Below are 24,101 nucleotides of genomic sequence, written 5' to 3'. Positions count from 1 at the left end.
GGTGAGGCCGCTCCGCTCGTAGAATCGGGGGCATGACCGTCGCAGGCACGCCCGAGCTCGAAGCCGACCGCCAGGACCTCATCCGGCTGATCAAGGACGAGGCGGTGTTCCACGGCGACTTCACCCTCTCGAGCGGCAAGAAGGCGACGTACTACGTCGACATGCGCCGGTTGACGCTCGACCACCGTGCTGCGCCTGCGATCGGCCGCATCATGCTCGACCTCATCTCCGACATCGACGGCGTCGTCGCCGTCGGCGGGCTCACGCTCGGCGCTGATCCGATCGCGAACGCCGTGATGCACGAGTCGGTTCGCGCGGGGAATCCCCTCGATGCGTTCGTCGTGCGCAAGGAGCCGAAGGACCACGGTCGCGGCCGCCAGATCGAGGGGGCGGATGTCGCGGGCAAGCGCGTCGTCGTCGTCGAAGACACCTCGACCACCGGACAGTCCGCGCTCAAGGCCGTCGAGGCCCTGCGGCGCGAGGGCGCCGAGCCCGTCGCGGTGGCCGTCATCGTCGACCGCAAGACCGGCGCGCAGGCTGCGGTCGAGGCAGCAGGCCTGCAGTGGCTCGCCGCGATCGACCTCGACGACCTGGGTCTCGCGCCGCAGTAGCCGGCTCCGCCGCGCTTCGCGCGACGCTTCGCGTGCTCCGCAGTGCTCGTGTTGGCAGCATCCGCCCCTTCCGACCGGGTGATGGGGCGTGCGCTGCCAAGCGAACCAGCGTGCCGCCCGGGCGACGGGGCGGGAGCTGCCAAGCGAACCGGTGCGCGAACCAGCGCGCTGAGGAATAGCGCGCGGGGTCGGGGCGGTTGCGGTCAGGTATGAGCCTGTACGAGCCCGCCGTCTTCGGTGCCCTGAACCTCTCGAACCGCGTCGTGATGGCGCCGCTGACCCGCACCCGCGCGGGCGAGGACGGCGTCCCCACCGACGTCATGGTCGAGTACTACCGCCAGCGTGCGGGGCAGGGCCTCATCATCACGGAGGGCACCTGGCCCGTCGTCGAAGGCAAGTCGTACCCCGGCCAGCCCGGCATTCAGACCGACGAGCAGATCGCGGGCTGGCGGCGCATCGCCGAGGCCGTGCATGAGGCCGGCGGGACGATCGTCATGCAGCTGATGCACGGCGGCCGCGTGTCGCACCCCGACATCACCGGCGCCGACCGGGTGGTGGGCCCGAGCGCACTGGCGGCCCCCGGGCAGACCCGCACGCCGAAGGGCAAGGCCGACATGCCGATCGCGCACGCTCTGACCGAGGCGGAGATCCCCGAGGTCGTCGAGCAGTTCGCGCAGGCGGCGCGCAATGCCCGCGCGGCCGGGCTCGACGGTGTCGAGGTGCACGGCGCGAACGGATACCTCGTGCACGAGTTCCTCTCGCCCGTCTCGAACGTTCGCGAAGACCGCTACGGCGGGTCGCCCGAGAACCGTGCGCGCTTCGCGATCGAGGTCACGCGTGCCGTGGCCGCGGCTGCGGGAGCGGACCGCACCGGCATCCGGCTGTCGCCGCAGCACAACATCCAGGGCGTGCTCGAGCACGACGACGCCGATGCCCACGCGACCTACGCCGCTGTCGCCGAGGGGCTCGCCCCGCTCGGACTCGCGTTCGTCGATGTGCTGAGCGCCGACCCGACCGGCGACCTGGTGCAGCACATCCGCCGTACGGCCGGAGCCCCCTTCATCCTCAATTCCGGCTTCGGGTCGCCGACGACCCGCGAAGAGGCCGAGACGCTCGTGACGGCCGACTGGGCGGATGCCGTCGCCGTCGGCCGCCCCGTCATCGCCAACCCCGACCTCGCGGCACGGTGGGAGCAGCGGGCCGACCTCAACGAGGCGCGTCCCGAGCTGTTCTACGGGTCGACCGCTGAGGGCTACACCGACTACCCGTTCCTCGACGAGGTGCGCGCCGGCGCGGTCTGAGCGGCCGCAGGCTCGTCCTGCCCGTCCCGTGCGCAGGCTCAGCAGCGAGGCCTGCGGGCCCGGGAGTTTCCGGATGCCGCTGAGCCTGTGCGCGGAACGGGAAGGCCGGGCCTCGGGTCAGATGTGGGTGCCGATGTCGGTGCGGCGCGCGGCCGGCCGGCGGCCGGGCTCCACGCCGCACGGGCGGTCGTCTCTGTTCCGTCCACAGGATGAAGGGGATGTCGCGCGCTCCGAGACCGCATCCGATGGCTGTGAGCCTGTTGGCGGCACGCCTATCGGCACGGCACGCCTATCGGCACGCCGAGCCCGACGCGGGTTGCGGCCCGATGGCAGACGAGAGCGGGTACCCGCGACCGCGGTCCTCGACCGAACCGCCCCGGGCTCAGCCCCGGAAGACGGGCAGCTGCGAGGCGAGGCCCAGCAGCAGGCCGAAGAACATGAGCAGGATGATGCCGCGCCGGGTCGACCCGCGGTTGGTGCCGTCGGTGCCGATCCGCTGGTTGCGCACGAAGATGACGAGCGCGATGAGCAGCACCGCGAGGCCGGTGAGCGCCAGGACGATCGACATCAGTCGTCGTCCCCGCCGCGTCTCCGCACGAGCTGCACGATGACGACCACGAGGGTGGTCGTCAGCATGAGTGCGACGCTGATCAGCAGCAGGTTCTGCTCGAACTCGTTCACAGGATGCCCGGGTCCTCGGTCTCGTACGGCTCCGCGTCGAGCAGGTCGGCGACGGAGTCGAGGATCTCGTCGGGACGGAACGGGTAGCGCTCGATCTCGGCGTCGTCCGAGATCCCGGTGCGCACGAGCACGGTGTGCAAGCCCGCCTCGATGCCCGCGACGACGTCGGTGTCCATGCGGTCGCCGATCATGCCGGTGTTCTCGGAGTGCGCTCCGATGCGGTTCATCGCCGAGCGGAACATCATCGGATTCGGCTTGCCGACGACGTACGGGCTCTTGCCCGTCGCATGCGAGATGAGGGCCGCGAACGATCCGGTCGCCGGGACGACGCCCTCGGGCGTCGGGCCCGTGGCATCCGGGTTGGTGATGATGAACCGCGCTCCGGCGTTGATGAACCGGATCGCCTTCGTGATGGCGTCGAACGAGTAGTTGCGGGTCTCGCCCACGACGACGTAGTCGGGGTCGGTCTCGGTCATGATGTATCCGGCCTCGTGCAGGGCGGTGGTGAGCCCCGCCTCGCCGATCACGAACGCCGAGCCGCCCGGATGCTGCGAGCGCAGGAAGTCGGCCGTCGCGAGCGCCGACGTCCAGATGCGGTCTTCCGGAACCTCGAGCCCCGACCGCGCGAGACGCGCGCTGAGGTCGCGGGGGGTGAAGAAGGGGTTGTTGGTCAGCACGAGGAACGGCGTGCCCGTCTCGCGCCACTGCGCGAGCAGCTCCGCCGCCCCCGGGATGGGGTGGTTCTCGTGGACGAGAACGCCGTCCATGTCCGTGAGCCAGCACTCGATATCGGCGCGTGTCCGCATGGTCCCAGCCTAGCCGTGGCGATCCGGCCGTAGTCTTCACTCGTGGCCCACGACGACTGGAATCCCCGCAAGCTGCCCGACCTGTCGGGCAAGCGGTACCTCGTCACGGGTTCCAACGCGGGACTCGGCTATTTCGCGACGCTTCAGCTCGCCTCCGCCGGGGCCCACGTCATCATGACCGGGCGCAGCCCGCAGCGCCTCGCGACCGCGCGCGCCTCCGTCGGCCGGGCGCTTCCCGAAGGGGTGGGCTCAGTCGAGACGCTGCTGCTCGACACGAGCAACCTGGGTTCGGTCCGGGCGGCGGCGGCGACCGCGCGCGGGCGCAAACCCCTGCACGGCCTGCTCCTGAACGCCGGGGTCGTGCACCCGCCGCGTCAGCGCCGCACGACGCCCGACGGTCATGAGCTGGTCTTCGCCACCAACGTGCTCGGTCACTACGCGCTCGCCGGTGAGCTGCTCATCGCCCTGGCCGCCGGCCGCGGTCGCATGGTCTGGGTGGGGTCGGTGTCGACCTCGATCTGGAAGTACGACCCGACCGACATCGAGCTCGAGAGCGACTACTCGCCCTGGCGCGCATACGTGCAGTCGAAGGTCGCGACGACCTCGCTCGGCCTCGAGGCCGATGAGCGCCTGCGGGCGGCGAGCGTGCCCGTGCAGAGCCTGGTCGCCCACCCCGGCTACTCCACGAGCGGACGCACCCGCGGCATCGTGGGCATCAACGAGCCCACGCGCATGACGCGCTTCACCGACAACCTGCAGGTCGCCGTCACGCAGTCGAAGGAACGGGGTGCCTGGCCGCTCGTGCGGGCTCTGGTCGATCCGGATGCCGCCGGCGGCGAGTTCTACGGCCCGGCGGGCGTGCTGCGCGGCGAGCCGCGTGTCGCGACGCCCGCGGCCATCACGCGCGACCCGGAGATCGCCGCGCGGCTGTGGTCGTACTGCGAGCACACCACCCGGACGCCCTGGCCGTACCTCAAGGCGAGCCGCACCCGCGCGAAGAACTGATCGCGCCGGCCGGTCTCAGGCGGTGACCCAGATGGCCGCGGCGGCGCCGGGCGGCAGCATGACGGAGCCGCCGCCGTCGAGCTGCACGCTGTCGCGCCCGCTGACGATCAGGGTGTGGCCGACGTCGATGCCGCGTTCCTCGAGCGCTCGCAGGAGCCCCGGGTCGCGGTCGCTCACGCGGAGGATGCGGCCCTCGTGGCCGATCGTGGCCTCGGCGAGCAGCACGAAGGGTTCGCGATGCACCTCGCCGTCGGCGTCGGGAATCGCGTCGCCGTGGGGGTCGAATCGCGGATCACCCAGCCGTTCGGCGATGCCCGCGAGCAGCCGGTCGCTGATGGTGTGCTCGAGCACCTCGGCCTCGTCATGCACTTCGTCCCAGGCGTACCCGAACTCGCGGACGAGCCACGTCTCGATGAGCCGGTGGCGGCGGATGATGGATGCCGCGCGCCGGCGGCCCGTCTCGGTCAGCGCCACCGGGCCGTACGGGCGATGCGACACGAGGTCCTGCGCGGCGAGCTTGCGCACCATCTCGGTGACGGTCGACGGGGCGAGCCCGAGCATCGCCGCGAGCTGCGACGGGGTGATGGGCGACGGCTGCCATTCGGTGTGGTGGTAGATCGTCTTCAGATAGTCGTCGACGGCGGGGGAGGGCACACTCCAGGTTATCCGCGGCGGCGGGATAGCCTGTCTCGGTGAACCGCCCCGACTCCGACGACGCGGAACCGCAGCTCCCGGTGGGTGTGGGGCCGTGGCCGGGCGGCCCGGAGGCGTGGCCCGACGACCCCCGGTACGACCCGCAGCTGCTCGCCGACGGCGACCGGCGCAACGTCGTCGACCGCTATCGCTACTGGCGGCTCGAGGCGATCGTGGCCGACCTCGACGAGCACCGGCATCCGTTCCACGTTGCGATCGAGAACTGGCAGCACGACATGAACATCGGGTCGATCGTGCGCAGCGCCAACGCCTTCGGGGCAGCAGAGGTGCACATCGTCGGACGTCGGCGGTGGAATCGCCGCGGCGCGATGGTGACCGATCGCTACCAGCACGTCCGCCACCACGAGGATGTCGCGTCCTTCGCGGCGTGGGCTCGCGAGAACGGCCTCCCGATCGTCGCGGTCGATAACGTTCCGGGGTCGGTGCCGGTCGACCGGGCGGATCTGCCCGAGCGGGCCGTGCTGATGTTCGGTCAGGAGGGGCCGGGGCTTTCGGCCGAGGCCGTGGCCGCGGCATCCGTCGTCGTCGAGATAACGCAGTACGGCTCGACGCGGTCGATCAACGCGTCGGCCGCGGGCGCCGTCGTCATGTACGAGTGGTGCCGGCGCTGGGCGCGTTGACCGCGCTCCGCCGCCGTCACCTTTCGGGGTGCCGGTCCGGAGTGACGGCGTAGACGAAGAGTCCCGTCGCCGACGCGGTGAGCTCGACCGTCGCGTTGGCGGGAACGTCGCGGATGGGGTGCGCCTCGGCGTTCTCGTCGACCGCGGCGCACGTCACCTCGCCGCTTTCGAGAGTCTCGCCGCCGGCGCTGACCGCGTAGCTCAGCCGGCTGCCGGAACCGGTGACGCAGGCGATCGTCACGACGGCCGGTGCCTCGCCCGCCGATACCGAGATGATCGGCTCGCCGCCGGGCTCGAGAACGCCCGTTTCGCGCTGGGTCCAGGAGGCGCCGCCGAGCGCGTTCTCGGGGATCACGGCATCGGCCCAGCGTTGGGCGTCGTCCGCGGTGGGGCGGGGCAGCGTGCGCGTATCGTCCGATGGAGCCGGGATCTCGACCGGTTGCGTGCGCTGCGCGCAGCCGGAAGCGAGCACCCCGACCGCGAGCACGGCGATGCCGGCTGCGACGGACGTGAGCTTCGGCATGCCGCCACGGTACGGGCCGAGGCTGAGGTTCGCACGTGAGAGAGGTTTCAACCCGATCACAGTTCGCCCCCGGCGCCACGGGTTCCGGCGGTGTGGCTTCAGACGGTGCGGATTCAGACGGTGACGTGAAGCCACGCGCCGCGGCGCACGCGCCAGCCGAGCGTGAGCAGGCGGGCGATCATGTAGACGCCGAAGAATGCCGCCGCGAGCCAGGCCAGGCCCGCCGCGCCCTCCGGGTGCAGAGCCCCGATCACGAGCAGCGCGGGCACGAAGGGAACGAGGTTGAGTCCGCCCGCGAGGGCGAGATAGCGGGCATCGCCGGCACCCATCAGCACCCCGTCGAGCACGAAGACGATGCCGCATACGGGCTGGGCGACGGCGAGGACGAGCAGGGCCGGCTGGACCAGCGCGGCGACGTCGGAATCTCCCGTGAACAGAAGCCCGATGACTCCCGACGTGGCAGCGATCAGGCCTCCGACGAGAACCCCGAACCATGCGCCCCACGCGACCGTCCGCCCGAGGACGCGCCGCACGAAGCTCTCGTCTCCGGCTCCGAGCCCGCGCCCGATCAGCGCCTGCGCCGCGATCGCCAGGGCATCGAGCGCGAAGGCCGCGGTCGAGAAGATCGTGAAGGCGACCTGCCAGCCGGCGAGCTCGCTCGTTCCCAGCCCCGTGGCGACCGCGACGGTCGCCAGCAGGGCCGCGCGCAGCGAGACCGTGCGCAGGAACAGCCAGCCGCCCAGACGCGCCGACCCGCGCATGCCGTCGGCTCGCGGTCGAAGCGAGGCCGAGTGCCGGCGGGCGAGGCGCCCGATCACGACCACGTAGGCGCCGACCATGCCCCACTGGGCGATCACGGTGCCCAGGGCCGACCCGGCGATGCCCCAGCCGAAGCCGTAGATGAACACGACGTTCAGCAACGCGTTGGCGCCGAACCCGAGGCCGGCGATCCACAGCGGGGTGACGGTGTCCTGCATCCCGCGCAGCAGTCCCGTCGCGGCGAAGACGATGAGCATCGCGGGAAGGCCCCACATCGACAGGCGCAGGTAGGTCTCGGCATCGGTCGCCACCGCCTCGCCCGCTCCGAACATGCCCACCAGCAACGGGGTCGCGAGAGAACCGACGGCCGCGAGCACCGCGCCGAGGCCGAGCGCGAGCCACAGCCCGTCGATTCCCGCGCTCACGGCGCTCGTCGAGTCACCTGCGCCGAAACGGCGGGCCACCGCGGGTGTCGTCGCGTAGGCGAGGAAGACCATCAGCCCCACGATCGTCTGCAGCACCGCTCCCGCGATTCCCAGCGCCGCGAGCGGCACGACACCGAGGTGGCCGATGAGTGCGGCGTCGACGATGAGGAACATCGGCTCGGCGATGAGGGCGCCGAGGGCGGGAACGGCCAGCCGCAGGATCTCGCGGTTGAGCGTGGGCGCCATGAGACGAGCCTAGAGGCGCGAGGCCGGCGGCTCGGTCTTGCACAGCGGCCCGGTCGCTGTCGAGCGCGCCGAGCGCCACCGCTTCCCCGGTTACCGTTGATCATCGACCGGAGGGGGAGGACGCCGGATGCGGCTGCTCAAACGCCTGGCGATCGCGCGCCTGCACGCGCGTCTGCCGACGTGGGTCCGTGTCGTCGTGGCCGCGGCGGCCGTCGTGCTCGGCGTCGTCATCGTCATCCGTCCCACGACCGCACTCGATGTCCTCGCCTGGCTGATCGGCGGCGGGATGGCGCTGACGGGCCTGCTCGAGCTCACCGGCCGGGAGGGGGAGTCGCACCGGCCGCGCTGGCGCACCGCGACCGGTGTCGCCTGGCTGCTCGGCGGCGCGATCGTCCTCCTCGCGCCGGGGTTGACCGTGCGCGTGGTGGCCGTCGTCGTCGGCATCCTGCTTCTCGGCGGCGGCATCCTCGGGGTCATCGCGGCCTTCGGGCGCGGCCGCACGTGGGACGCGCGCATCGCCGACGCGGCCTTCGGGGCATCGGGGGTCATCTTCGGTGCGCTCGCACTGTTCTGGCCCGACATCACCCTGCTCGTGACGGCCGTCGTGTTCGGCGCGCGGCTCATCATGAGCGGCGTCGTCGATCTCTGGACCAGGCTTCGACGCCGCCGCGACGATCGAGCCGCCGAGCGCCCGGGGGCCGGCGGGCGGCCCCGCCGACGCTGGGGGCGCACGGTCGTCGCGATCGCCTCGGTCGCCCTCGCCGTCACGACGACGATCGTGACAGCGCCGCTGCGCGACGGCTCGACCGTCGTCGACGACTTCTACGCGGCGCCGCGCGACCTGCCCGACGAGCCCGGGCGCCTCGTGCGTGCCGAGCCCTTCGAGGCAGGCATCCCGGCGAGCGCCCAGGGGTGGCGCATCCTGTACACCACGACGGGCGTCGACGGGAACGTCCGCGTCGCGAGCGCCATCGTCGCAGTGCCCCGCGAGGGCGATGGTCAGTGGCCGGTGATCGATTGGAATCACGGCACCACCGGCTTCGCGCAGCACTGTGCGCCGTCGCTGCAGCCCCGCGGACTGTGGGCGGGCGCCTTCTACATGCTGCCGCGAGCGATCAAAGAGGGATGGGCCGTCGTCGGCACCGACTACATCGGGCTCGGCACCGAGGGTCCGCACCCGTACCTCGTCGGTCTGCCGAGCGCCCATTCCTCGCTCGACGCGGTGCGGGCGGCGCGCGAGCTCGAAGAGGCCGACCTCGGTGCGCGCACGGTCGTGTGGGGGCATTCGCAGGGCGGCGCGGCGGCGCTGTGGACGGGTGCCGTGGCCCGGGAGTACGCGCCCGAGGTCTGGGTGCGGGGCGTGGCCGCCCTCGCCCCGGCGAGCGACCCCGCCGCCCTCGTGCAGGGCATCTCGAGCGTGACCGGCGGCAGCATCTTCGCTTCGTACGCGTTCGCCTCGTTCTCGGCGATCTACCCCGAGATCGAGTACCGCGACTACGTGCGGCCCGGCGCTGAGACGGTGCTGCGTCAGATGTCGGAGCGGTGCCTGTCCGACCCGACGATCGTGCTCTCGGTCGCCGCGGCGCTCGGGATGAGCCGCGATCCGGCGCTGTTCTCGCGCTCGCCGGCATCCGGGGTACTCGGGCGCCATCTGCGCGAGAACACGGCGCCGCTGCACTCCACTGCACCCGTGCTGCTGGCGCACGGCGGAGCCGACAGCGTCATCTCGGTGCAGACCCAGGCCGCCTTCGTCGATCGGATGTGCGCGGCCGGGCAGGACGTCGACTTCCGCACCTACGCGGGGTTCGAGCACGCGGGTGTCGTCGAGCGGCCGTCGCCTCTCATCGACGAGCTGTTCGACTGGACGAGAGACCGTTTCGCCGGTATCCCGGTTGCCGAGGGATGTACCACCACGGAACGCTGAATGCCCTCGGAAGTTCGTGTCGTCCGGTCGGCCTAGCATGGGTGCCATGACCGACCCCGTCCTCCCCTCCGGTATCGACATCGCCGAACTGAGCCCCGAGATCCGACCGCAGGACGACCTGTTCCGGCACGTCAACGGCAGCTGGCTCGAGCGCACCGAGATCCCCGACGACAAAGCGCGCTGGGGATCGTTCCACCTCATCGCCGAGCAGGCCGAGAGCGACGTCCGCGCGATCATCGACGAGGCGACGACCGCTGAGCCGGGAACGGTCCGACGCAAGATCGGCGACCTGTTCACGAGCTTCATGGACACGGCGCGCATCGACGAGCTCGGCGCCGAGCCGCTGCACCCCCAGCTCGCACGCGTCGATGCGATCGATTCGATTCCGGCGCTGCTGCGCACCGTCGGCGAGCTCGAGCGCGAGGGCATCGGGGGCATGATCGGCACGTTCATCGAGCCCGACCCCGGCAACCCCGAGCGCTATGTCGTGTTCTTCGTGCAGGGCGGCCTCTCGCTTCCCGACGAGAGCTACTACCGCCTCGACGGCTTCGAGGCGACGCGCACCGCTTTCCGCGGCTACGCCGAGCGCATGCTCGAGCTCGCCGGCATCGACGACGCCGCCGGTCAGGCCGAGCGCATCGCGAGGCTCGAGACCGAGCTCGCCACGCACCACTGGGACAACGTCCGCAACCGCGACGCCGTCGCGACCTACAACCTGCACAGCTGGGACGACGTGCGAGCCCTCGCCGGTGTCGACCTCGACCCGTGGCTCGAGGGCCTCGCGCCCCGTCACCGCGACGGATTCGCCGAGATCAACGTCAACCAGCCGAGCTTCCTCTCGGGGCTCGGCGCACTGCTGACCGACGAGCACCTCGACGACTGGAAGGCCTGGCTGCGGTTGCAGGTCGTCCGGGCGTCGGCACCGTTCCTGCCGGACGCCTTCGTCGCCGAGAACTTCGCCTTCTACGGCACGCAGCTCACGGGCGTGCCCGTCAACCGCGAGCGCTGGAAGCGCGGCGTGAGCATCGTGCAGGCCGCTTTGGGCGAGGCGATCGGTGAGATCTACGTCGAGCGGCACTTCCCGCCGCAGGCCAAGGTCGAGATGGATGCGCTGGTCGCGAACCTCATCGAGGCGTACCGGCAGTCGATCACGGGGCTCGAATGGATGACGCCGGCCACCCGTGAGCGTGCGCTCGAGAAGCTCGCGGCCTTCACGCCGAAGATCGGCTACCCCGATCGGTGGAAGGACTACTCGGCTCTCGAGATCGACCCCACCGACCTCCTGGGCAACGTGCTGCGCTCGACCGAGTGGGAGTACGAGCGTCAGCTGGCGAAGCTCGGCCAGCCGATCGACCGCGACGAGTGGCACATGACTCCGCAGACGGTCAACGCCTACTACAACCCGCTGATGAACGAGATCGTCTTCCCCGCGGCCATCCTGCAGTTGCCGTTCTTCTCGTCCGAGCGCGACGCCGCGGCGAACTACGGCGGCATCGGCGCGGTCATCGGACACGAGATCGGGCACGGGTTCGACGACCAGGGCAGTGCGTACGACGGCACCGGTGCGCTCAACGACTGGTGGACCGACGCCGACCGCGCCGCCTTCGAGGAGCGCACGGGCGCACTGATCGATCAGTACAACGCGCTCGTTCCGCGGGGTCTCGGTGACGAGCACACCGTCAACGGCGCGCTCACGATCGGTGAGAACATCGGCGACCTGGGCGGCCTCGGCATCGCCCTGAAGGCGTACCGGCTGCACCTCGCCGCCACGATGTCGGCGGAGGAGCTCGCCGAGGCCCCCGACGGCCCGGTGATCGATGGTTTCACGGGGGTGCAACGGCTTCTTCTCAGTTGGGGTCAGATCTGGCAGCAGAAGGGTCGTGACGCCGAGACCATCCGGCTGCTGACGATCGACCCGCACGCACCGAACGAGTTCCGCTGCAACCAGATCGTCCGTAACATCGATGCGTTCTACGACGCATTCGGCGTCACCGAGGCAGACGAGCTCTGGCTCGCCCCCGAGCGCCGCGTCACGATCTGGTGATCACCCGAACCGAATCGCTCAGGCTTACTCCGACGGAGACGAGAACATGACGGTGGATGGATCCGAGTCCTCCTCCGGGACCGCCCGCTCGCGCGCGGAGCGGCGCACCGGTCCGCGACCGCGTCGTCGTTCCGGTGCGCCGCGCCGGGGGTTCGCATCGACCGAGAAGGCACTCGATGCCCTCGCCGCATCCGGCGCGCGGGTGTCGGTGCGCGTCAGCGACCTCGATCGCGGCACGCCCGTTCTCGCGGGCGACGACTTCGTCACACTGCCGGTCGCGGGCATGGGCATCGTCCCGCTGCTGATCGAGGTGGCGGCACGATTCGACGCCGGGACCCTCGACCCGCTCGAGATCGTCGAGCGGTCGAGTGTCGACGACGTCTCGGTCGCGGGCATCTGGCGTCACCTCATGGCCCCGGCGCTGCCGCTCGGCGACCTCGCGGTGCTCGCCGCTGCCACAGGAGACGCGCTCGCCGCCAACGCTCTCCTCGGCCGGGTCGGTCTCGACGCCGTGCGGGCACGGCTGGGGAGCCTGGGGATGCCGCGCACGGCGCTGCTCGACCGATTCCGCGACGACCGCGGGCCCGACGATGCCCCGCACTACGCCCTCGGCACGGCTCGCGAGCTGGCCGCGATGTTCGCCGCCCTCGTCAACACCGATGTCGTCTCACCCGGCGTGAGCGCTCAGGTCTCGGAATGGCTGAGCCTGAACCACGATCTCTCGCTCGTCGGGTCGGTGACCGGGCTCGACCCCTTCGCTCACGACGATGACAAGCACGAGCTGCTGTTCGTGAACAAGACCGGCCGGGCCGACGGCATCCGTACCGAGGCGGGCGTGCTCGCCGGCCCCCGTGCCGGGGTGTCGTACGCGCTCCTGGTCGGGTTCGACGACCTGTCGATGAGCGACCGCCTGCGGGCTCACGAGGCGTTCCGGGCGTTCGGCCTCGACCTCATGGAGTACGTCTTCTGATCCGATCCCGGCATGCGCTTGACCCTCACACCGTGTCAGGCTGTCGGCTGGGATCACCATGTTGAGTATCGGAGAGTTCGCCCGCCTGGCCGGCGTATCGGTGCGGATGCTGCGCCATTACGACCAGCTCGGTCTGCTGCGTCCGCATCGCGTCGATCCGGCCTCGGGCTACCGCTCGTACACCGCGTCGCAACTCGATCGGGCCAACCGGCTGATCGCGCTGAAGGACCTCGGCTTCACCCTCGAACAGGTCGGCCGACTGCTCGACGACGGTATGTCGTCGGCATCGGTGGCCGCGCTCCTGCGGGAGCGGAGGGCCGAGCTGAGCGGCCAGATCGCCGCAGACGGTCGGCGGCTGAACGAGGTCGAGGCGAGACTCCGATCGATCGAGAAGGAGATACCCGTGTCCACATTCATCGAGACCGCGCTGCCCGAGCTGACCCTCACTCAGCTCTCGGTCCGCATCGACGAGATGGCGCAGATCGAAGACGAGATCAGCGTCATGTTCCAGCGCGTGAACGACCGCATCGAGGCCGCGGGCGCGCAGCGGGTCGGCCCCGGCGTCGCGGTTTACACGACAACAGGTGACGGCATGATCGCCGCCGCGGCCGAGCAGATCGGTGACGCGCCGGTGCCTGACGGCCTCGAGCGGGCGGTCGTCGCGGCCGAACCGCGGGCGCTCACCCTCCGCTACGAGGCGCCCGATCTGGCCGGCATCCAGAGCGCGTGGCAGGCGCTCGTCGCCGAGGCGGAGCGCCGCGGGCTGCGATTCGACGGCGCGTGCCGCGAGGTGTATCTGCAGACGCCCTACGACGGCGAGCGGTGGGTCGTCGATCTGCAGCAGCCCGTGTCCTGAACCCCGGCGCGGGCCGCGCTAGCCTGGGGGAGTGAGTTTGCTGGACCCCCGAGAAGCCGCACGACGTGAACAGGCCAAGTATCGGGGGACCACCTCCGCCCTGGCCGCGACGGTGATCTGGGGCATCCTCTCGGTCGCCGCCGCCGGTGTCGTCGGTTTCGCCATCGGCGGCATCTTCGAGCAGCTCCGGGCCGTGAACATCAACAGCGTGTTCGGCACCTGGGACACCGGCATCCCGGTTGCCGTCCGCGGATGGGGCCTGCCCGTCGGCATCCTCCTGCTTCTCGTCTGCATCGGACAGTACGGCAAGTGGAACCACCGGTTCAGCGCACGCGAGAAGGGCTACGCGGCGATCGGTCCGCTCACGATCATCCTGGCCGGGCTGGCCATCGGCACATGGGTGGCGACGACGATGTGGCTCGCGCCCGACGCGGTCGGCGTCGCCGTCGACCCGACGTTCGGCGGCAACGAGCCCTGGGGCGTCGGCGAGTGGATCCTGTACGCGGGTCAGTGGTGGCTTCCCGGTCTTCTCGCGCTTCTCGCGGTGCTCAGCTACATCGCGCGCGTGCGCGCCCTCGCGACGCGCCGCCGCAACAACGCGGTCATCTCGCGCCTTCTGGCCTCCGGCTCGCGCGTCGACGCGGAGATCGTCGAGGCGCCCCTGCCCGCGCACGACGCGTCGCGGATGACCGCATCGCTGGTGGCGAAGTTCACCGACGCCGTCGGCACGGATCGCTGGGTCACGACCATGGTGCTCATCGCGCCGCGCGAGGTGCCGGCGGTCGGCGACACGCGTCCGCTGGTGTTCGACCCCGCCGATCCCGGTGACACGACGCGCATCTTCCTCTCGCCGACGGGTGCGACGGGGCCCGACGACTTCGAGCCGGTGCAGCCCGCGAGCTGAGACCCCGCCCGCGAGCTGAGACCCCGCCCGCGGTCAGAAGACGATCGTGTGGTTGCCGTGTCGGATGACGCGGTCCTGCGCGTGCCACAGCACCGCGCGCGAGAGCACCTGGCGCTCGACGTCAGCGCCGCGGCGGGCGAGCTCGGCCGCGGTGTCGGCGTGAGTCACGCGGATCGTGTCCTGCTCGATGATCGGCCCCTCGTCGAGGTCGGTCGTGACGTAGTGGCTCGTCGCGCCGATGAGCTTGACGCCGCGTTCCTTGGCCTTCTTGTACGGCTCGGCGCCGATGAAGGCGGGGAGGAACGAGTGGTGGATGTTGATCACGGGCACGCCGAGCTTCTCGAGGAAGTCCGACGACAGGATCTGCATGTAGCGGGCGAGGACGACGAAGTCGACGTTGCCGACGAGCAGCTTCAGGATCTCGGCCTCGGACGCCGACTTGTCGGGGCCGGGCGTCGAGGGCACGTGGAAGAACGGCACGTTGAACGACCGCACGTCCTCGGCCGAGGTCGTGTGGTTCGACACGACCATCGGCACCGTGACGGGCAGGTCGCCGCGGCGGTGCCGCCAGAGCAGGTCGAGCAGGCAGTGGTCCTGCTTCGACGACAGGATCGCCATGCGCTTGGGAACGGACTGGTCGGTGAGCGACCACTGCAGATCGAACCCTGCGAGGGTCTCGCCGATCTCCGCTTCGATCGACGGCCGGTCGACCGCGAAGTTCGGCCGGTGGAACACCACGCGGCAGAAGTAGGCGCCGCCCGTCGGGTCGTCGGAGTACTGGTCGAACGCGACGATGTTGCCGCCCACGCGGGTGACCATCGCCGACAGGGCGGCGATGATGCCCGGCTGGTCCTGCCCGTGCACGATGAGGCAGGCGTGGGCGGGGTGCAGCGCGGAGTCGGTCATCCTTCGATTCTGCCCTGTCCGACGGGCGCTCCCGGCACGTTCAGGCCGTCGACTCGCCAGATTCCGCGGATGCGGCGGGGCGGCATCCGCGATTCGTGGCGAGTCGACGGAGGGTGGGGGTTGGGGGGAAGTGGAGGCGGGTTCAGTCGACGTCGAGGTAGTCCTCGATGACGAAGGCGGCCTCGCCGGCGTGCGTCGCCGGGAAGAGGTGTCCGCCGCCCTCGAGGGTCACGAGGCTCACCAGGCCGGGAGCGGCCGCTTGCAGGCGTTCGCCGTTCGCAGGCGGCAGCACGTCGTCGTCGGCGCCCTGGATGAGCATGACCGGGACCGTGGGGGCGAGGGCGCGCCATTCCTCCGCCGAGACCGAGGCCGCAGCCGCCGCCTGCAGCGGCTCGAGGTCGGTGCGGGGCTCGTCACCCTCAGCGCCGAGCAGCAGCACGCCGTCGACGCGGTCGGTGTGGTCGATCGACACCGTGCGCGCGACGGCGCCGCCGAAGGCGTGACCGCCGATCCAGGCGTCACCGAGCCCGACGTGGTCCATGACGTCGACGACATCCTGCGCCAGGTCGTGGAGGGTCACGCCCTCGGTCTGCGCCGTGCGGTAGCCGACCCGCAGGATGCGGAAGTCCTCTTCGGCCAGCACGTGGGCGAGCGTCCCGAGCGCGGCGACATTGCTGTACCCCGGGATCAGCACCAGGACGGGCTCGCTGCCGGCATCCTCGACGTAGGGGATGGCGCGGCCCTCGGGCTCGAAGATCTGCGGCTGTGTTTCGGTCATGGCTCCCTCTCGCGGTGTCCTGCGGTCTTTCACGCTAGTCGAATCCGCTGAACGCCCGCGGGCGCGGATGCCAGGGATCGCGTCCTACACCCCGACGGCGGATGCCGCGACCCGGGGTGTCGGCCGCGATTGCTTGCATCCCGGACGCGACGCCCGTGCGAAGACGACTCAGAGGCGCGAGCCGGCGATGCGGGCGCCCTCGCCGAGCGAGGCGAGCTTGGCCCAGGCGATGTCGGGGTGGATGCGGCCGCCGAGGCCGCAGTCGGTCGAGGCGATGACCCGGTCGGCTCCGACGATGCCGGCGAAACGCTCGATGCGCTGCGCGACGAGCTCGGGGTGCTCGACGACGTTCGTGGCGTGGCTGACGACGCCGGGCACGAGCACGAGGTCGTCGGGGACGGCAGCCGAGGCCCAGACTGCCGACTCGTGCTCGTGCCGGACGTTGCCGGCCTCGAACGAGATCGAGCCGACGTTCGCCTCCAGCACGACGGGCAGGATGTCGGCGAGTGCGACATCGGTGGTGTGGGGTCCGTGCCACGAGCCCCAGCACAGGTGCAGGCGCACGAGCTCCTTCGGGAGCCCTGCGATGGCGTGGTTGATCGCCTCGACGCGGATACGCGTGAACGCCTGGTAGTCGGCGACGGCGGGTTCCGGATTGATCTGGTCGAAGTTCTCGGCGAGCGAGGGGTCGTCGAGCTGCACGATGAGCCCGGCGTCGGTGATCGCCTTGTACTCCTCTCGCAGCGCCTCGGCCCACGCGAAGATGTGCTCTTCATCGGTGGCGTAGTACTCGTTGCGAACGCGCGATGCCGATCCGGGTGCGATGGCGGTGAGGAATCCCTGCTCGCCCTCGCGCAGCGTCGCCTTCAGGTTGGCGATGTCGGATGCCACGGCCGCGTGCCCGCGGTAGGCGATCGGTCCGGTCGTGGTGGGGAACGCCGTCGCGGTCGCGCCCGCTTCGACGGCCTCGGCGTACACGGCGGGGAAGAGCTGCCGGTCGCGCCGGTCGAGGAACGAGGTCAGACGGATGCGACCCGGCTCCGACCGCACGGGCGGTTCGTTGAACGCGTTGACCTCGGTCAGCGACAGGCCGCTCGCGCGCTGGAACGAGTACGACCACCATGCGCCGTAGTCCACGGCGTTCGACATCGCCTTTCCGAACTCGCCGTCGCCCACCTGTGTCACTCCGGCCTCGCGCTGACGCGCGACCACGTCGGCGACGGCCTGTGCGGTGAGCTCGTCGAACTCGGGGGTCGAGGTCAGGGTGAAACCGTCGTCGGCGAAGGAGCGCACGCGGTTCGCGTCGATCAGGGCCTGCGTGCGGGGGAGGCTGCCGGCGGTGGTGGTGGTGATCTCGGTCATGAGCGTCGCTTTCTCATCGGGTGCGCCCGCGACTCTAACGCCGGGCCCGCGCCGGCCCGGCATCCGTCCGTCATCGTGTGACGAAGCCGCCCGTCGGACGCGTCACCAGACGATGCCGCCGCCGAGCGAGATGCCGCCCCAGGTGAGCAGCACGAAGATCGCGGCGAAGACGACGGGGGCGATGCCCGTGCCGCTGCGTGCGAGGCCCTTGAGGAGAGCGATGACGACCAGAACGGCCGCGACGAGCGAGAGCCCGCCGCCGAGGATGAGCCCGATGAAGAGAGGGATCGGCATCAGGATGAGCCCGAGCAGGCCGATCCAGAAGGCGGCCCAGGCGGTGGGATTGGAACGGCGCACGGCGGAAGAAGACATGTCCCCATCCTCTCGTGTCAGCGCACGCCGCGCATCAGCGCGAGCACGGGCTTGCGGGCCGCCGCGAGCGCGATGCCCAGGACGATCGCGATGGCGCCGAGGATCGAGAAGTACGGCACCTCGTTCTGAGGGTCGTAGAAGGGCGCGAGCAGTCCCGAGATGGCCGTTCCCAACGAGACCGACAGGAAGAACAGCGCGACCATCTGCGTCTGAAACCGCGCCGGAGCGAGTTTCGTGGCCGCGGACAGCCCGACGGGCGAGATCAGCAGCTCGGCGACGGTGAAGACGAACAGGATGCCGACGATGCCGAGCAACGGTGTCGCGGACGGTCCGTCGGAAGCGAACGGCAGGAAGAGCAGGAAGGCCACACCCATGACGGCGACGCCCGCGGCGAACTTGATCGGTGTCGAGGGCTGCCGTGTGCCGAGCTTCGTCCACAGGGCCGCGAAGACGCCCGAGAGGATGATGATGAACACCGGGTTGATGGACTGCACCCAGTCGGGCGGCATCTGCCAGCCGAAGAGGTTCAGGTCGAGCCGCTTCTCCGCGTAGATCGGGATGACGGTGAACTGCTGCTGGTACAGCGACCAGAAGGCGACACTCACGATGAACAGCGGGATGAAGCCGAACACGCGTGACCGCTCGGTCGCGGTGATCCGGGCACTCGAGATGATCACGCTGAAGTAGGCGATCGTCGCGGCGATGACGACGACGACCACGACGAGCGACAGGTTGTCGGCGCGGATGACGCCCAGGGCGACCAGCAGTGCGATCGCCGCGACGGCCGCGACCGCGACACCGATGACCAGCGGGTAGCGCGACCGCGGCAGCGGGTTGGGAACGCGGCGCGCCGCCTCGGGAAGAGACCGGCGCCCGATCGCGTACTGGACGAGGCCGATGGTCATGCCGACGGCGGCGGCGCCGAAGGCCCAGTGGAACCCGAGGCTCGTGCGCAGGAAGCCGGTGAGCAGCGGGCCCGCGAAGGCTCCGAGGTTGATGCCGAGGTAGAACAGCGAGAAGCCGGCGTCGCGCCGCGGGTCGTGCTCGGAGTAGAGGGTGCCGACGACCGCCGTGGCGTTGGCCTTCAGCCCTCCCGAGCCGAGAGCGACGAGGACGAGTCCGACCGCGACCGACAGCAGCCCCGGAAGCACGGCGAGAGCGACGTGACCGGCGACGATGATCATCGCGCTGAAGAACAGCACGCGCTCGGAGCCCAGCAGGCGGTCGGCGACCCAGGCGCCGAGGATCGTCGAGAGGTACACCGCTCCGCCGTACGCGCCGACGATGCCGACCGCCGTCGCCTGCGGCAGGCCCGCCCCGCCGTCGGAGACCGAGAAGTAGAGGTAGTAGACCAGGACGATCTGCATGCCGTAGAAGCTGAACCGCTCCCACAGCTCGACGCCGAAGATGTGCGTGAGCGCCCACGGCTGCCCGAAGAAGCGGGTGTCGTTCCTGCTGTGGTCGGCGTCGCGATGACGGGATGCGGTGGAGGCTGCGTCCTCGTTGCTCATGGATGCCGACGATACGCCGCTCAGGGCAGCGACGGACGGGTCTCGTGCGGGTCGCGCCGTTGCGGTATGCACAGCGCGACGGCGAGTGCGATGACGGCGGCGCCCAGACCGAGCGCGAACGAGACCTGGAAGGCGGTCGGGGTCGGCACCGTCACCCCGTCGCGTTCGAGCGAGAACGCGGCGAGCACGGCGCCGACGAGGGCGGCCGCCGTGCTCGTCCCGAGCGAGCGGAACAGGGCGTTCAGTCCGTTCGACGCGCCGGTCTCGGTGGGCGGCACCGAGCGCATGATCAGCATCGGCATGCCGGCGTAGCCGAAGCCGATGCCGACGCCGATGAGGAGGTTCGCCACGAGCAGGTGCCAGACCTCGGAGGCCCACAGCAGCGAGAAGCCGTAGGCGAGGATCAGTGCGACCGAGCCGAGGACGAGCAGCAGCCGCGGGCCGACCGTGCGCGCGAGTCGACCCGAGAAGGGGGAGAGGACCATCATCACGAGGCCCGCCGGCATGATGATGAGGCTCGCATGCAGCAGCGTCAGCCCGAAGCCGCCGACGGCCTCGGGCAGCTCCAGCATCTGCGGGTACGACACATTCGAGGCGAAGAGCGAGAAGCCGATCGCGACCGACGCGAGATTGGTCAGCAGCACCGCCGGGCGGGCGGCGACGCGCAGGTCGAGCAGGGGGTCGGCGATCCGCAGCTCGAACCAGCCCCACACGAGCAGCACGACGACGCCGCCGAGGCCGCAGGCGAGGGTCGCCGCCGAGGTCCAGCCCCACGTGTTGCCACGCGAGACCGCCAGGAGCAGTCCGGTCAGACCGATCGCGAGCCCGATCGCCCCGAGGATGTCGAAGCGACCGGGTGTTCGCAGCACGCTCGGAGGCACCACGAGCACGACGAGGACGAGGACGACCACCCCGAGGCCCGCCGACATCCAGAACAGCACGTGCCAGTCGCTCGTCTCGGTGATGAGGGCGCTGACGGGCATGCCGACGGCGCCGCCGACGCCGAGGGTCGCCGACATCAGCGCGATCGCCGCGTCGACCCGGTTCTCGTGCAGCACGTCGCGCATGATCGAGATGCCCAGCGGCACGACGCCCGTCACCGCGCCCTGCAGGGCGCGCCCGACGATCACGCCGATGATGTCGGTCGACAGGGCCGCGACGATCGACCCGACGATGAGCAGCCCGAGCAGCACGAGCACGATGCGGCGTTTGCCGTACATGTCGCCGAGTCGACCCGCGATAGGGGTGAAGACCGCGGCGGCGAGGAGGGTGGCCGTGACGACCCACGCCGTGTCTTCGCGGCTCGCGTCGAGCAGCTCGGGCAGCTTCGACTGGATGGGCACGACCAGGGTGAACATGAACGACGAGGCCAGCCCCGCGATCGCGAGCACGGCGACGATCGCGCCCTGCCGCGGCATCCGGGTGAGTCTTCGTCGTCCGCCGTCGCCCGATGCCATCCCTTCAGGCTATCCGCGGCGGCGTAGGGTGGGCTCATGAGCGAGAGCGTTCCCCCGATCCCAGCCGACGTGCCCGCGGGGATCGACATCCGCCCCCTCGAAACCGTCGCCGACATCTTCGCCGGCGCCGCGGTGCTGCGCGAGGTGTGGGGCGGCGACCGCGACTCGGTGCCCACGAACCTCATGCGCGCGCTGGCGTACTCCGGCAACTACGTCGTCGGTCTCTTCGACGGCGACCGGGTGGTCGGCGCATCGGTGGCCTTCTTCGCCGAACCCGGTGCGCGGTCGATGCACTCGCACGTCACCGGCGTGCTGCCGGAGTACCAGCAGCAGGGGCTCGGACGCGTGCTCAAGCAGCACCAGCGTGCGTGGGCCTTCGCCCGCGAGGTCGGCACCATCACGTGGACGTTCGACCCGCTGTTCGCGCGCAACGCGCACTTCAACCTGCAGGTGCTCGGAGCCCGCATCAGCGACTACCTCGTCGACCAGTACGGCCTCATGGACGACGGCATAAACCGCGGCGACGTCACCGACCGGCTCATGGTGACCTGGCCCCTGGCCGCGCCGCCGCAGGAGCGTCCGTCCGATGACCGGGTCGTCGCGACGATCGAGGTGCCCGACGACATCCATGCCATCCGGGCGGCCTCACCGGACGAGGCCGACGCCTGGCGCGACCGGGTGCGCACGCAGTTCCTCGAGCACTTCGCCGCCGGGCTCACGGTCGGCGGCTTCGACGACGAGCGCGGATACCTCCTCGTCCGCCCGTAACCCCCTGCCCCCCCCCGGAAAACCCAGCGAGGTCCCACTTGGGCCGGGTATGAGCTCTGCATAACCGGCCCAAGTGGGACCTCGGGGTGTGTGGGCGTGGTTACTCCGCGCCGGCGTCGCGCCAGTCGTCGGACTCCATGTGCGACCCGGCCTGCGGCCCCATCTGCAGCATCCCGCCGTCGACGACCCACGTCGCGCCGGTGACGTACGACGACGCCGGCGATGCCAGGAAAGCGACGACCGCGGCGATCTCCTCGGGCTTGCCCGGGCGGGGGATCGGGATGCCGGGGCGGTGGGTCTTCTCTGCCTCGTCGCCCTCCATGTCGTTGATGGGCGTCGCGATCTCGCCGGGGGCGACGGAGTTGACGGTGATGTCGCGGGGGCTGAGCTCCTGCGCCATCGTCTTCACGAGGCCCTCGAGCCCGTGCTTGGAGGCGACGTAGGCGGCGGAGCCGACGCGCGGCTGCGAGCCGTGGACGCTCGTCACCGCGATGATCCGCCCGCCGTCGCCGGCATCCGCCATGAGCTTCGCGGCCGTCTGCATTCCCAGGAAGGCGCCGTCGAGGTTCAGCGCGACGACCGTCCGCCAGCCGTCGAGGTCGAGATCGAGCACCGGGCCACCGGTGCCGCCGCCGGCGTTGTTGACGAAGACGTCGAGGCCACCGAGCTCCGCGGCGAGGTGCTCGATGACACCGGGGACCTTGTCGAACTCGGTCGCGTCGAACTGCGCGACGACCGCTTTGCGTCCGCGCGCTCGGACGCCCTCGGCGGTCTCGTTCGCTCCCTCCTCGTCGGAGTGCCACGTGACGCCGACATCCAGGCCGGCGTCGGCGAGGGCGAGGGCGGTCGCGCGGCCGATCCCCGAGTCGGAAGCGGTCACGATGGCACGGCGAGGAGTGAACGTCATGCCCCGACGCTACGAACCCGTGACGCCGCGACGCACCCGGTTGACAAGGGCGCGCGGCAACTCCTCGGATCTGCGAGCCCGCGAACGACGACGCCCCGTCATCTCGCGAGAGGTGAGACGGGGCGTCGCTGATTGTGAGGAGTTAGCGCGGGGTCACTCCGCGGAGGTGCCCTCCGGAGCCGTCGCCGTCGCCGTCGCCGGGGCCGGGGCCGGCGCTGGGGCCGCGTCGTCCGCGCGCAGGCCCTGGGCGACGCCGCGGCCGGTGGCCTGACCCTGGATGATCTGACGCAGGTCGATGCCGGTCGTGGCCTGCACGGCGTCGAAGGTGGCGCGCATGCTCGACGCGCTCTCCGAAGCGATGTGGCTCGATGCGCCGTCGCCGCCGAGCACCGTGATGGACCCGACCTTGTCGAAGCCGCGGGCGAACTCGGTCATCAGCGGCACGAGGGCCTCGATCGCGCGCTGCGCGAGCAGCGCCTCCTGGTTCTGCGCGATGGCGGCGGCCTCGGCCTCGATCGCCTCGGCGCGGGCTTCACCGGCCAGGCGCACGGCGTCGGCCTCGGCCTGTGCGCGCAGGCGCGTGGCCTCGGCCTCCTGGGCGGCGATCTGCGCGCGGGCCTCGGCGGCTTTGACCTCGGCGTACGCGTCGGCGTCGGCCTTGCGCTGACGCTCGTAGAGCGAAGCGTCGGCGACCTTCTTGATGTCGGCGTCGAGCTGGGCCTGCCGGTTCTCGGCGGCCTGCAGCAGCACGTCCTGCTCGCGCTGGGCGCGGGCCAGGGCCTCGGCCTGCTCGGCCTCGGCGCGTGCGCGGCCGACCTCGGCGGAGGCGGCGGCGGAGTTCTTGTCGTACGCGGTCTGCTCGATCAGGTTCGCCTCGTCGGTCGCGAGCTGACGGGCACGCACCTCGCGGGCGGCGTTGATGCGGGCGACGTCGGCCTCGCGGCGCACGCGCTCGACCTCGGTCGCGCCGAGGGCGTCGATGTAGCCGTTCTTGTCGGTGATGCCCTGGATCTGGAACGAGTCGAGGATGAGTCCCTGGGCGAGCAGGTCGCTCTTGATTCCCTCGGCGATCTGGTCCGACAGCTTCTGACGGTCCTTCATGAGCTGCTCGACGGTCAGCGTCGCGACGACGCCGCGGAGCGCGCCCTCGAGCTGCTCCGTCGTGAACTGCTCGATCGCGCCGTCCTGCGACAGGAATCGCTCGGCCGCGCGGCGCACGAACTCGGGGTCCGAGCCGATCTTCACGAGGGCGACGCCCGCCACCGAGACGGTGACGCCGTTGGATGCCTGCGCCGTCGGCTCCATCTTGATCTGCCGGGCACGCAGCGAGATCATCTCGGCGCGCTGCGTCAGCGGGTTCACGAGGGCGCCGCCGCCGGTGATGATCGAGATGCGCGACGAGTCGCCCGCGGCGTTCTTCTGATTGCGGCCGACGACGACGAGCGCCTGGTCGGCCTTGGCGACCTTGTACCAGGCCCGCACCATGATCAGCAGGAAGATCAGAAGGATGATGACGGCGACTACGGCGATGCCGCCGATCACGAGCGCGCCTCCGGCGAATAGAGCTTCCATGCTGACCTTTCCCGTACGTAACGATGTGTGCTTCGACCGTATCGGGGTCGACGTGCGCGGCGCGACTAGAATCGAGGAT

General features: G+C 70.8%; 23 protein-coding genes. 10 read left to right on the top strand and 13 right to left on the bottom strand.

Translation table 11 applies throughout. The features are described 5' to 3' along the window. The first annotated feature begins 32 nt into the window (after positions 1-32). Positions 33-611: an orotate phosphoribosyltransferase gene (gene pyrE, locus ACU6RU_RS03420; protein ID WP_120263634.1), complete on the top strand. Its 579-nt coding sequence runs from the start codon at positions 33-35 to the stop codon at positions 609-611. A 209-nt stretch (positions 612-820) separates the two neighbouring features. After that, on the top strand, positions 821-1,912 hold the full coding sequence (locus ACU6RU_RS03415; RefSeq protein ID WP_446725900.1) for an alkene reductase: 1,092 nt from the start codon (positions 821-823) through the stop codon (positions 1,910-1,912). 382 nt (positions 1,913-2,294) lie between these two features. Here ACU6RU_RS03415 and ACU6RU_RS03410 read toward each other — a convergent pair whose 3' ends face one another. Together ACU6RU_RS03410 and ACU6RU_RS03405 are read right to left on the bottom strand one after the other, a co-directional pair. Further along, positions 2,295-2,480: a hypothetical protein gene (locus ACU6RU_RS03410; RefSeq protein ID WP_446725899.1), complete on the bottom strand. Its 186-nt coding sequence runs from the start codon at positions 2,478-2,480 to the stop codon at positions 2,295-2,297. A gap of 109 nt (positions 2,481-2,589) precedes the next feature. Next, positions 2,590-3,399 carry an HAD-IIA family hydrolase gene (locus ACU6RU_RS03405; protein ID WP_120263630.1) on the bottom strand — a complete coding sequence of 270 codons (810 nt, stop codon included), beginning with the start codon at positions 3,397-3,399 and terminating at the stop codon, positions 2,590-2,592. A 42-nt stretch (positions 3,400-3,441) separates the two neighbouring features. On the opposite strand from ACU6RU_RS03405, the gene ACU6RU_RS03400 reads away from it, so the two are divergent. Further along, positions 3,442-4,404 (top strand): SDR family NAD(P)-dependent oxidoreductase, encoded by a 963-nt coding sequence (locus ACU6RU_RS03400; RefSeq protein ID WP_120263629.1) that lies wholly within the window; start codon positions 3,442-3,444, stop codon positions 4,402-4,404. Positions 4,405-4,419: 15 nt separating this feature from the next. Here the strand turns inward: ACU6RU_RS03400 and ACU6RU_RS03395 are convergent, their stop codons facing one another. Continuing rightward, positions 4,420-5,058 carry a metal-dependent transcriptional regulator gene (locus tag ACU6RU_RS03395; RefSeq protein ID WP_120263628.1) on the bottom strand — a complete coding sequence of 213 codons (639 nt, stop codon included), beginning with the start codon at positions 5,056-5,058 and terminating at the stop codon, positions 4,420-4,422. Positions 5,059-5,096: 38 nt separating this feature from the next. On the opposite strand from ACU6RU_RS03395, the gene ACU6RU_RS03390 reads away from it, so the two are divergent. Then, the gene (locus ACU6RU_RS03390; RefSeq protein ID WP_120263627.1) at positions 5,097-5,738 is read left to right on the top strand and encodes a TrmH family RNA methyltransferase; all 642 of its coding nucleotides are present in this window, start codon (positions 5,097-5,099) and stop codon (positions 5,736-5,738) included. 16 nt (positions 5,739-5,754) lie between these two features. Here the strand turns inward: ACU6RU_RS03390 and ACU6RU_RS03385 are convergent, their stop codons facing one another. Together ACU6RU_RS03385 and ACU6RU_RS03380 are read right to left on the bottom strand one after the other, a co-directional pair. Next, a complete protein-coding gene (locus ACU6RU_RS03385; RefSeq protein WP_446725898.1) occupies positions 5,755-6,261 on the bottom strand; it encodes a hypothetical protein in 507 nt (168 codons plus the stop codon). Positions 6,262-6,374: 113 nt separating this feature from the next. Then, a complete protein-coding gene (locus tag ACU6RU_RS03380) occupies positions 6,375-7,691 on the bottom strand; it encodes an MATE family efflux transporter (RefSeq protein ID WP_120263625.1) in 1,317 nt (438 codons plus the stop codon). A 127-nt stretch (positions 7,692-7,818) separates the two neighbouring features. On the opposite strand from ACU6RU_RS03380, the gene ACU6RU_RS03375 reads away from it, so the two are divergent. The 5 genes from ACU6RU_RS03375 to ACU6RU_RS03355 are packed head-to-tail and all read left to right on the top strand — an operon-like array spanning position 7,819 to position 14,389. Then, entirely contained in the window at positions 7,819-9,615 is a 1,797-nt protein-coding gene (locus tag ACU6RU_RS03375) for a lipase family protein (protein WP_446725897.1), read from the top strand. Between the two features lie 46 nt (positions 9,616-9,661). Further along, entirely contained in the window at positions 9,662-11,659 is a 1,998-nt protein-coding gene (locus tag ACU6RU_RS03370) for a M13 family metallopeptidase (RefSeq protein ID WP_446725896.1), read from the top strand. Positions 11,660-11,705: 46 nt separating this feature from the next. Continuing rightward, entirely contained in the window at positions 11,706-12,629 is a 924-nt protein-coding gene (locus ACU6RU_RS03365) for a serine hydrolase (RefSeq protein ID WP_120263622.1), read from the top strand. Positions 12,630-12,687: 58 nt separating this feature from the next. Then, a complete protein-coding gene (locus ACU6RU_RS03360; protein WP_120263621.1) occupies positions 12,688-13,485 on the top strand; it encodes a MerR family transcriptional regulator in 798 nt (265 codons plus the stop codon). A gap of 31 nt (positions 13,486-13,516) precedes the next feature. Next, the gene (locus tag ACU6RU_RS03355) at positions 13,517-14,389 is read left to right on the top strand and encodes a hypothetical protein (RefSeq protein WP_446725895.1); all 873 of its coding nucleotides are present in this window, start codon (positions 13,517-13,519) and stop codon (positions 14,387-14,389) included. A 33-nt stretch (positions 14,390-14,422) separates the two neighbouring features. On the opposite strand, the gene purU is transcribed toward ACU6RU_RS03355, so the two are convergent. From purU to ACU6RU_RS03325, 6 genes are all read right to left on the bottom strand, one after another. Further along, positions 14,423-15,295: a formyltetrahydrofolate deformylase gene (gene purU / locus ACU6RU_RS03350; RefSeq protein ID WP_094261075.1), complete on the bottom strand. Its 873-nt coding sequence runs from the start codon at positions 15,293-15,295 to the stop codon at positions 14,423-14,425. Positions 15,296-15,437: 142 nt separating this feature from the next. Then, complete coding sequence (locus ACU6RU_RS03345; RefSeq protein ID WP_120263620.1) at positions 15,438-16,073, bottom strand: alpha/beta fold hydrolase; 636 nt, start codon at positions 16,071-16,073, stop codon at positions 15,438-15,440. A 168-nt stretch (positions 16,074-16,241) separates the two neighbouring features. Continuing rightward, a complete protein-coding gene (locus tag ACU6RU_RS03340; RefSeq protein ID WP_120263619.1) occupies positions 16,242-17,435 on the bottom strand; it encodes a cobalamin-independent methionine synthase II family protein in 1,194 nt (397 codons plus the stop codon). Between the two features lie 102 nt (positions 17,436-17,537). Then, the gene (locus ACU6RU_RS03335) at positions 17,538-17,807 is read right to left on the bottom strand and encodes a hypothetical protein (protein ID WP_120263618.1); all 270 of its coding nucleotides are present in this window, start codon (positions 17,805-17,807) and stop codon (positions 17,538-17,540) included. A 17-nt stretch (positions 17,808-17,824) separates the two neighbouring features. Continuing rightward, positions 17,825-19,318 carry a peptide MFS transporter gene (locus tag ACU6RU_RS03330; protein WP_446725894.1) on the bottom strand — a complete coding sequence of 498 codons (1,494 nt, stop codon included), beginning with the start codon at positions 19,316-19,318 and terminating at the stop codon, positions 17,825-17,827. 20 nt (positions 19,319-19,338) lie between these two features. Then, positions 19,339-20,736, bottom strand: a complete 1,398-nt coding sequence (locus ACU6RU_RS03325) for an MFS transporter (RefSeq protein ID WP_446725991.1) — start codon at positions 20,734-20,736, stop codon at positions 19,339-19,341. A 75-nt stretch (positions 20,737-20,811) separates the two neighbouring features. Between ACU6RU_RS03325 and ACU6RU_RS03320 the strand changes: the two genes are divergently transcribed. Beyond that, positions 20,812-21,543: a GNAT family N-acetyltransferase gene (locus ACU6RU_RS03320; protein ID WP_183045313.1), complete on the top strand. Its 732-nt coding sequence runs from the start codon at positions 20,812-20,814 to the stop codon at positions 21,541-21,543. A 100-nt stretch (positions 21,544-21,643) separates the two neighbouring features. Here the strand turns inward: ACU6RU_RS03320 and ACU6RU_RS03315 are convergent, their stop codons facing one another. After that, positions 21,644-22,450 carry an SDR family oxidoreductase gene (locus tag ACU6RU_RS03315; RefSeq protein WP_446725893.1) on the bottom strand — a complete coding sequence of 269 codons (807 nt, stop codon included), beginning with the start codon at positions 22,448-22,450 and terminating at the stop codon, positions 21,644-21,646. A gap of 153 nt (positions 22,451-22,603) precedes the next feature. Next, the gene (locus ACU6RU_RS03310; protein ID WP_446725892.1) at positions 22,604-24,022 is read right to left on the bottom strand and encodes an SPFH domain-containing protein; all 1,419 of its coding nucleotides are present in this window, start codon (positions 24,020-24,022) and stop codon (positions 22,604-22,606) included. Positions 24,023-24,101: the final 79 nt, after the last annotated feature.

The sequence above is a fragment of the Microbacterium sp. F1-18 genome, from assembly GCF_052921305.1.
Note: the sequence above shows the minus strand (reverse complement) of the source record. Positions and strands in the feature narration are given on the sequence as shown.

What these genes read in the sequence shown, in the direction of transcription:
- ACU6RU_RS03345 (WP_120263620.1), bottom strand. Translation starts at nt 16,073, where the DNA reads ATGACCGAAACACAGCCGCAGATCTTCGAGCCCGAGGGCCGCGCCATC.
- ACU6RU_RS03335 (WP_120263618.1), bottom strand. Translation starts at nt 17,807, where the DNA reads ATGTCTTCTTCCGCCGTGCGCCGTTCCAATCCCACCGCCTGGGCCGCC.
- ACU6RU_RS03310 (WP_446725892.1), bottom strand. Translation starts at nt 24,022, where the DNA reads ATGGAAGCTCTATTCGCCGGAGGCGCGCTCGTGATCGGCGGCATCGCC.
- ACU6RU_RS03410 (WP_446725899.1), bottom strand. Translation starts at nt 2,480, where the DNA reads ATGTCGATCGTCCTGGCGCTCACCGGCCTCGCGGTGCTGCTCATCGCG.
- ACU6RU_RS03385 (WP_446725898.1), bottom strand. Translation starts at nt 6,261, where the DNA reads ATGCCGAAGCTCACGTCCGTCGCAGCCGGCATCGCCGTGCTCGCGGTC.
- ACU6RU_RS03375 (WP_446725897.1), top strand. Translation starts at nt 7,819, where the DNA reads ATGCGGCTGCTCAAACGCCTGGCGATCGCGCGCCTGCACGCGCGTCTG.
- ACU6RU_RS03360 (WP_120263621.1), top strand. Translation starts at nt 12,688, where the DNA reads ATGTTGAGTATCGGAGAGTTCGCCCGCCTGGCCGGCGTATCGGTGCGG.
- ACU6RU_RS03365 (WP_120263622.1), top strand. Translation starts at nt 11,706, where the DNA reads ATGACGGTGGATGGATCCGAGTCCTCCTCCGGGACCGCCCGCTCGCGC.
- purU (WP_094261075.1), bottom strand. Translation starts at nt 15,295, where the DNA reads ATGACCGACTCCGCGCTGCACCCCGCCCACGCCTGCCTCATCGTGCAC.
- ACU6RU_RS03340 (WP_120263619.1), bottom strand. Translation starts at nt 17,435, where the DNA reads ATGACCGAGATCACCACCACCACCGCCGGCAGCCTCCCCCGCACGCAG.
- ACU6RU_RS03320 (WP_183045313.1), top strand. Translation starts at nt 20,812, where the DNA reads ATGAGCGAGAGCGTTCCCCCGATCCCAGCCGACGTGCCCGCGGGGATC.
- ACU6RU_RS03325 (WP_446725991.1), bottom strand. Translation starts at nt 20,736, where the DNA reads ATGCCGCGGCAGGGCGCGATCGTCGCCGTGCTCGCGATCGCGGGGCTG.
- ACU6RU_RS03405 (WP_120263630.1), bottom strand. Translation starts at nt 3,399, where the DNA reads ATGCGGACACGCGCCGATATCGAGTGCTGGCTCACGGACATGGACGGC.
- ACU6RU_RS03370 (WP_446725896.1), top strand. Translation starts at nt 9,662, where the DNA reads ATGACCGACCCCGTCCTCCCCTCCGGTATCGACATCGCCGAACTGAGC.
- ACU6RU_RS03380 (WP_120263625.1), bottom strand. Translation starts at nt 7,691, where the DNA reads ATGGCGCCCACGCTCAACCGCGAGATCCTGCGGCTGGCCGTTCCCGCC.
- pyrE (WP_120263634.1), top strand. Translation starts at nt 33, where the DNA reads ATGACCGTCGCAGGCACGCCCGAGCTCGAAGCCGACCGCCAGGACCTC.
- ACU6RU_RS03315 (WP_446725893.1), bottom strand. Translation starts at nt 22,450, where the DNA reads ATGACGTTCACTCCTCGCCGTGCCATCGTGACCGCTTCCGACTCGGGG.
- ACU6RU_RS03415 (WP_446725900.1), top strand. Translation starts at nt 821, where the DNA reads ATGAGCCTGTACGAGCCCGCCGTCTTCGGTGCCCTGAACCTCTCGAAC.
- ACU6RU_RS03330 (WP_446725894.1), bottom strand. Translation starts at nt 19,318, where the DNA reads ATGAGCAACGAGGACGCAGCCTCCACCGCATCCCGTCATCGCGACGCC.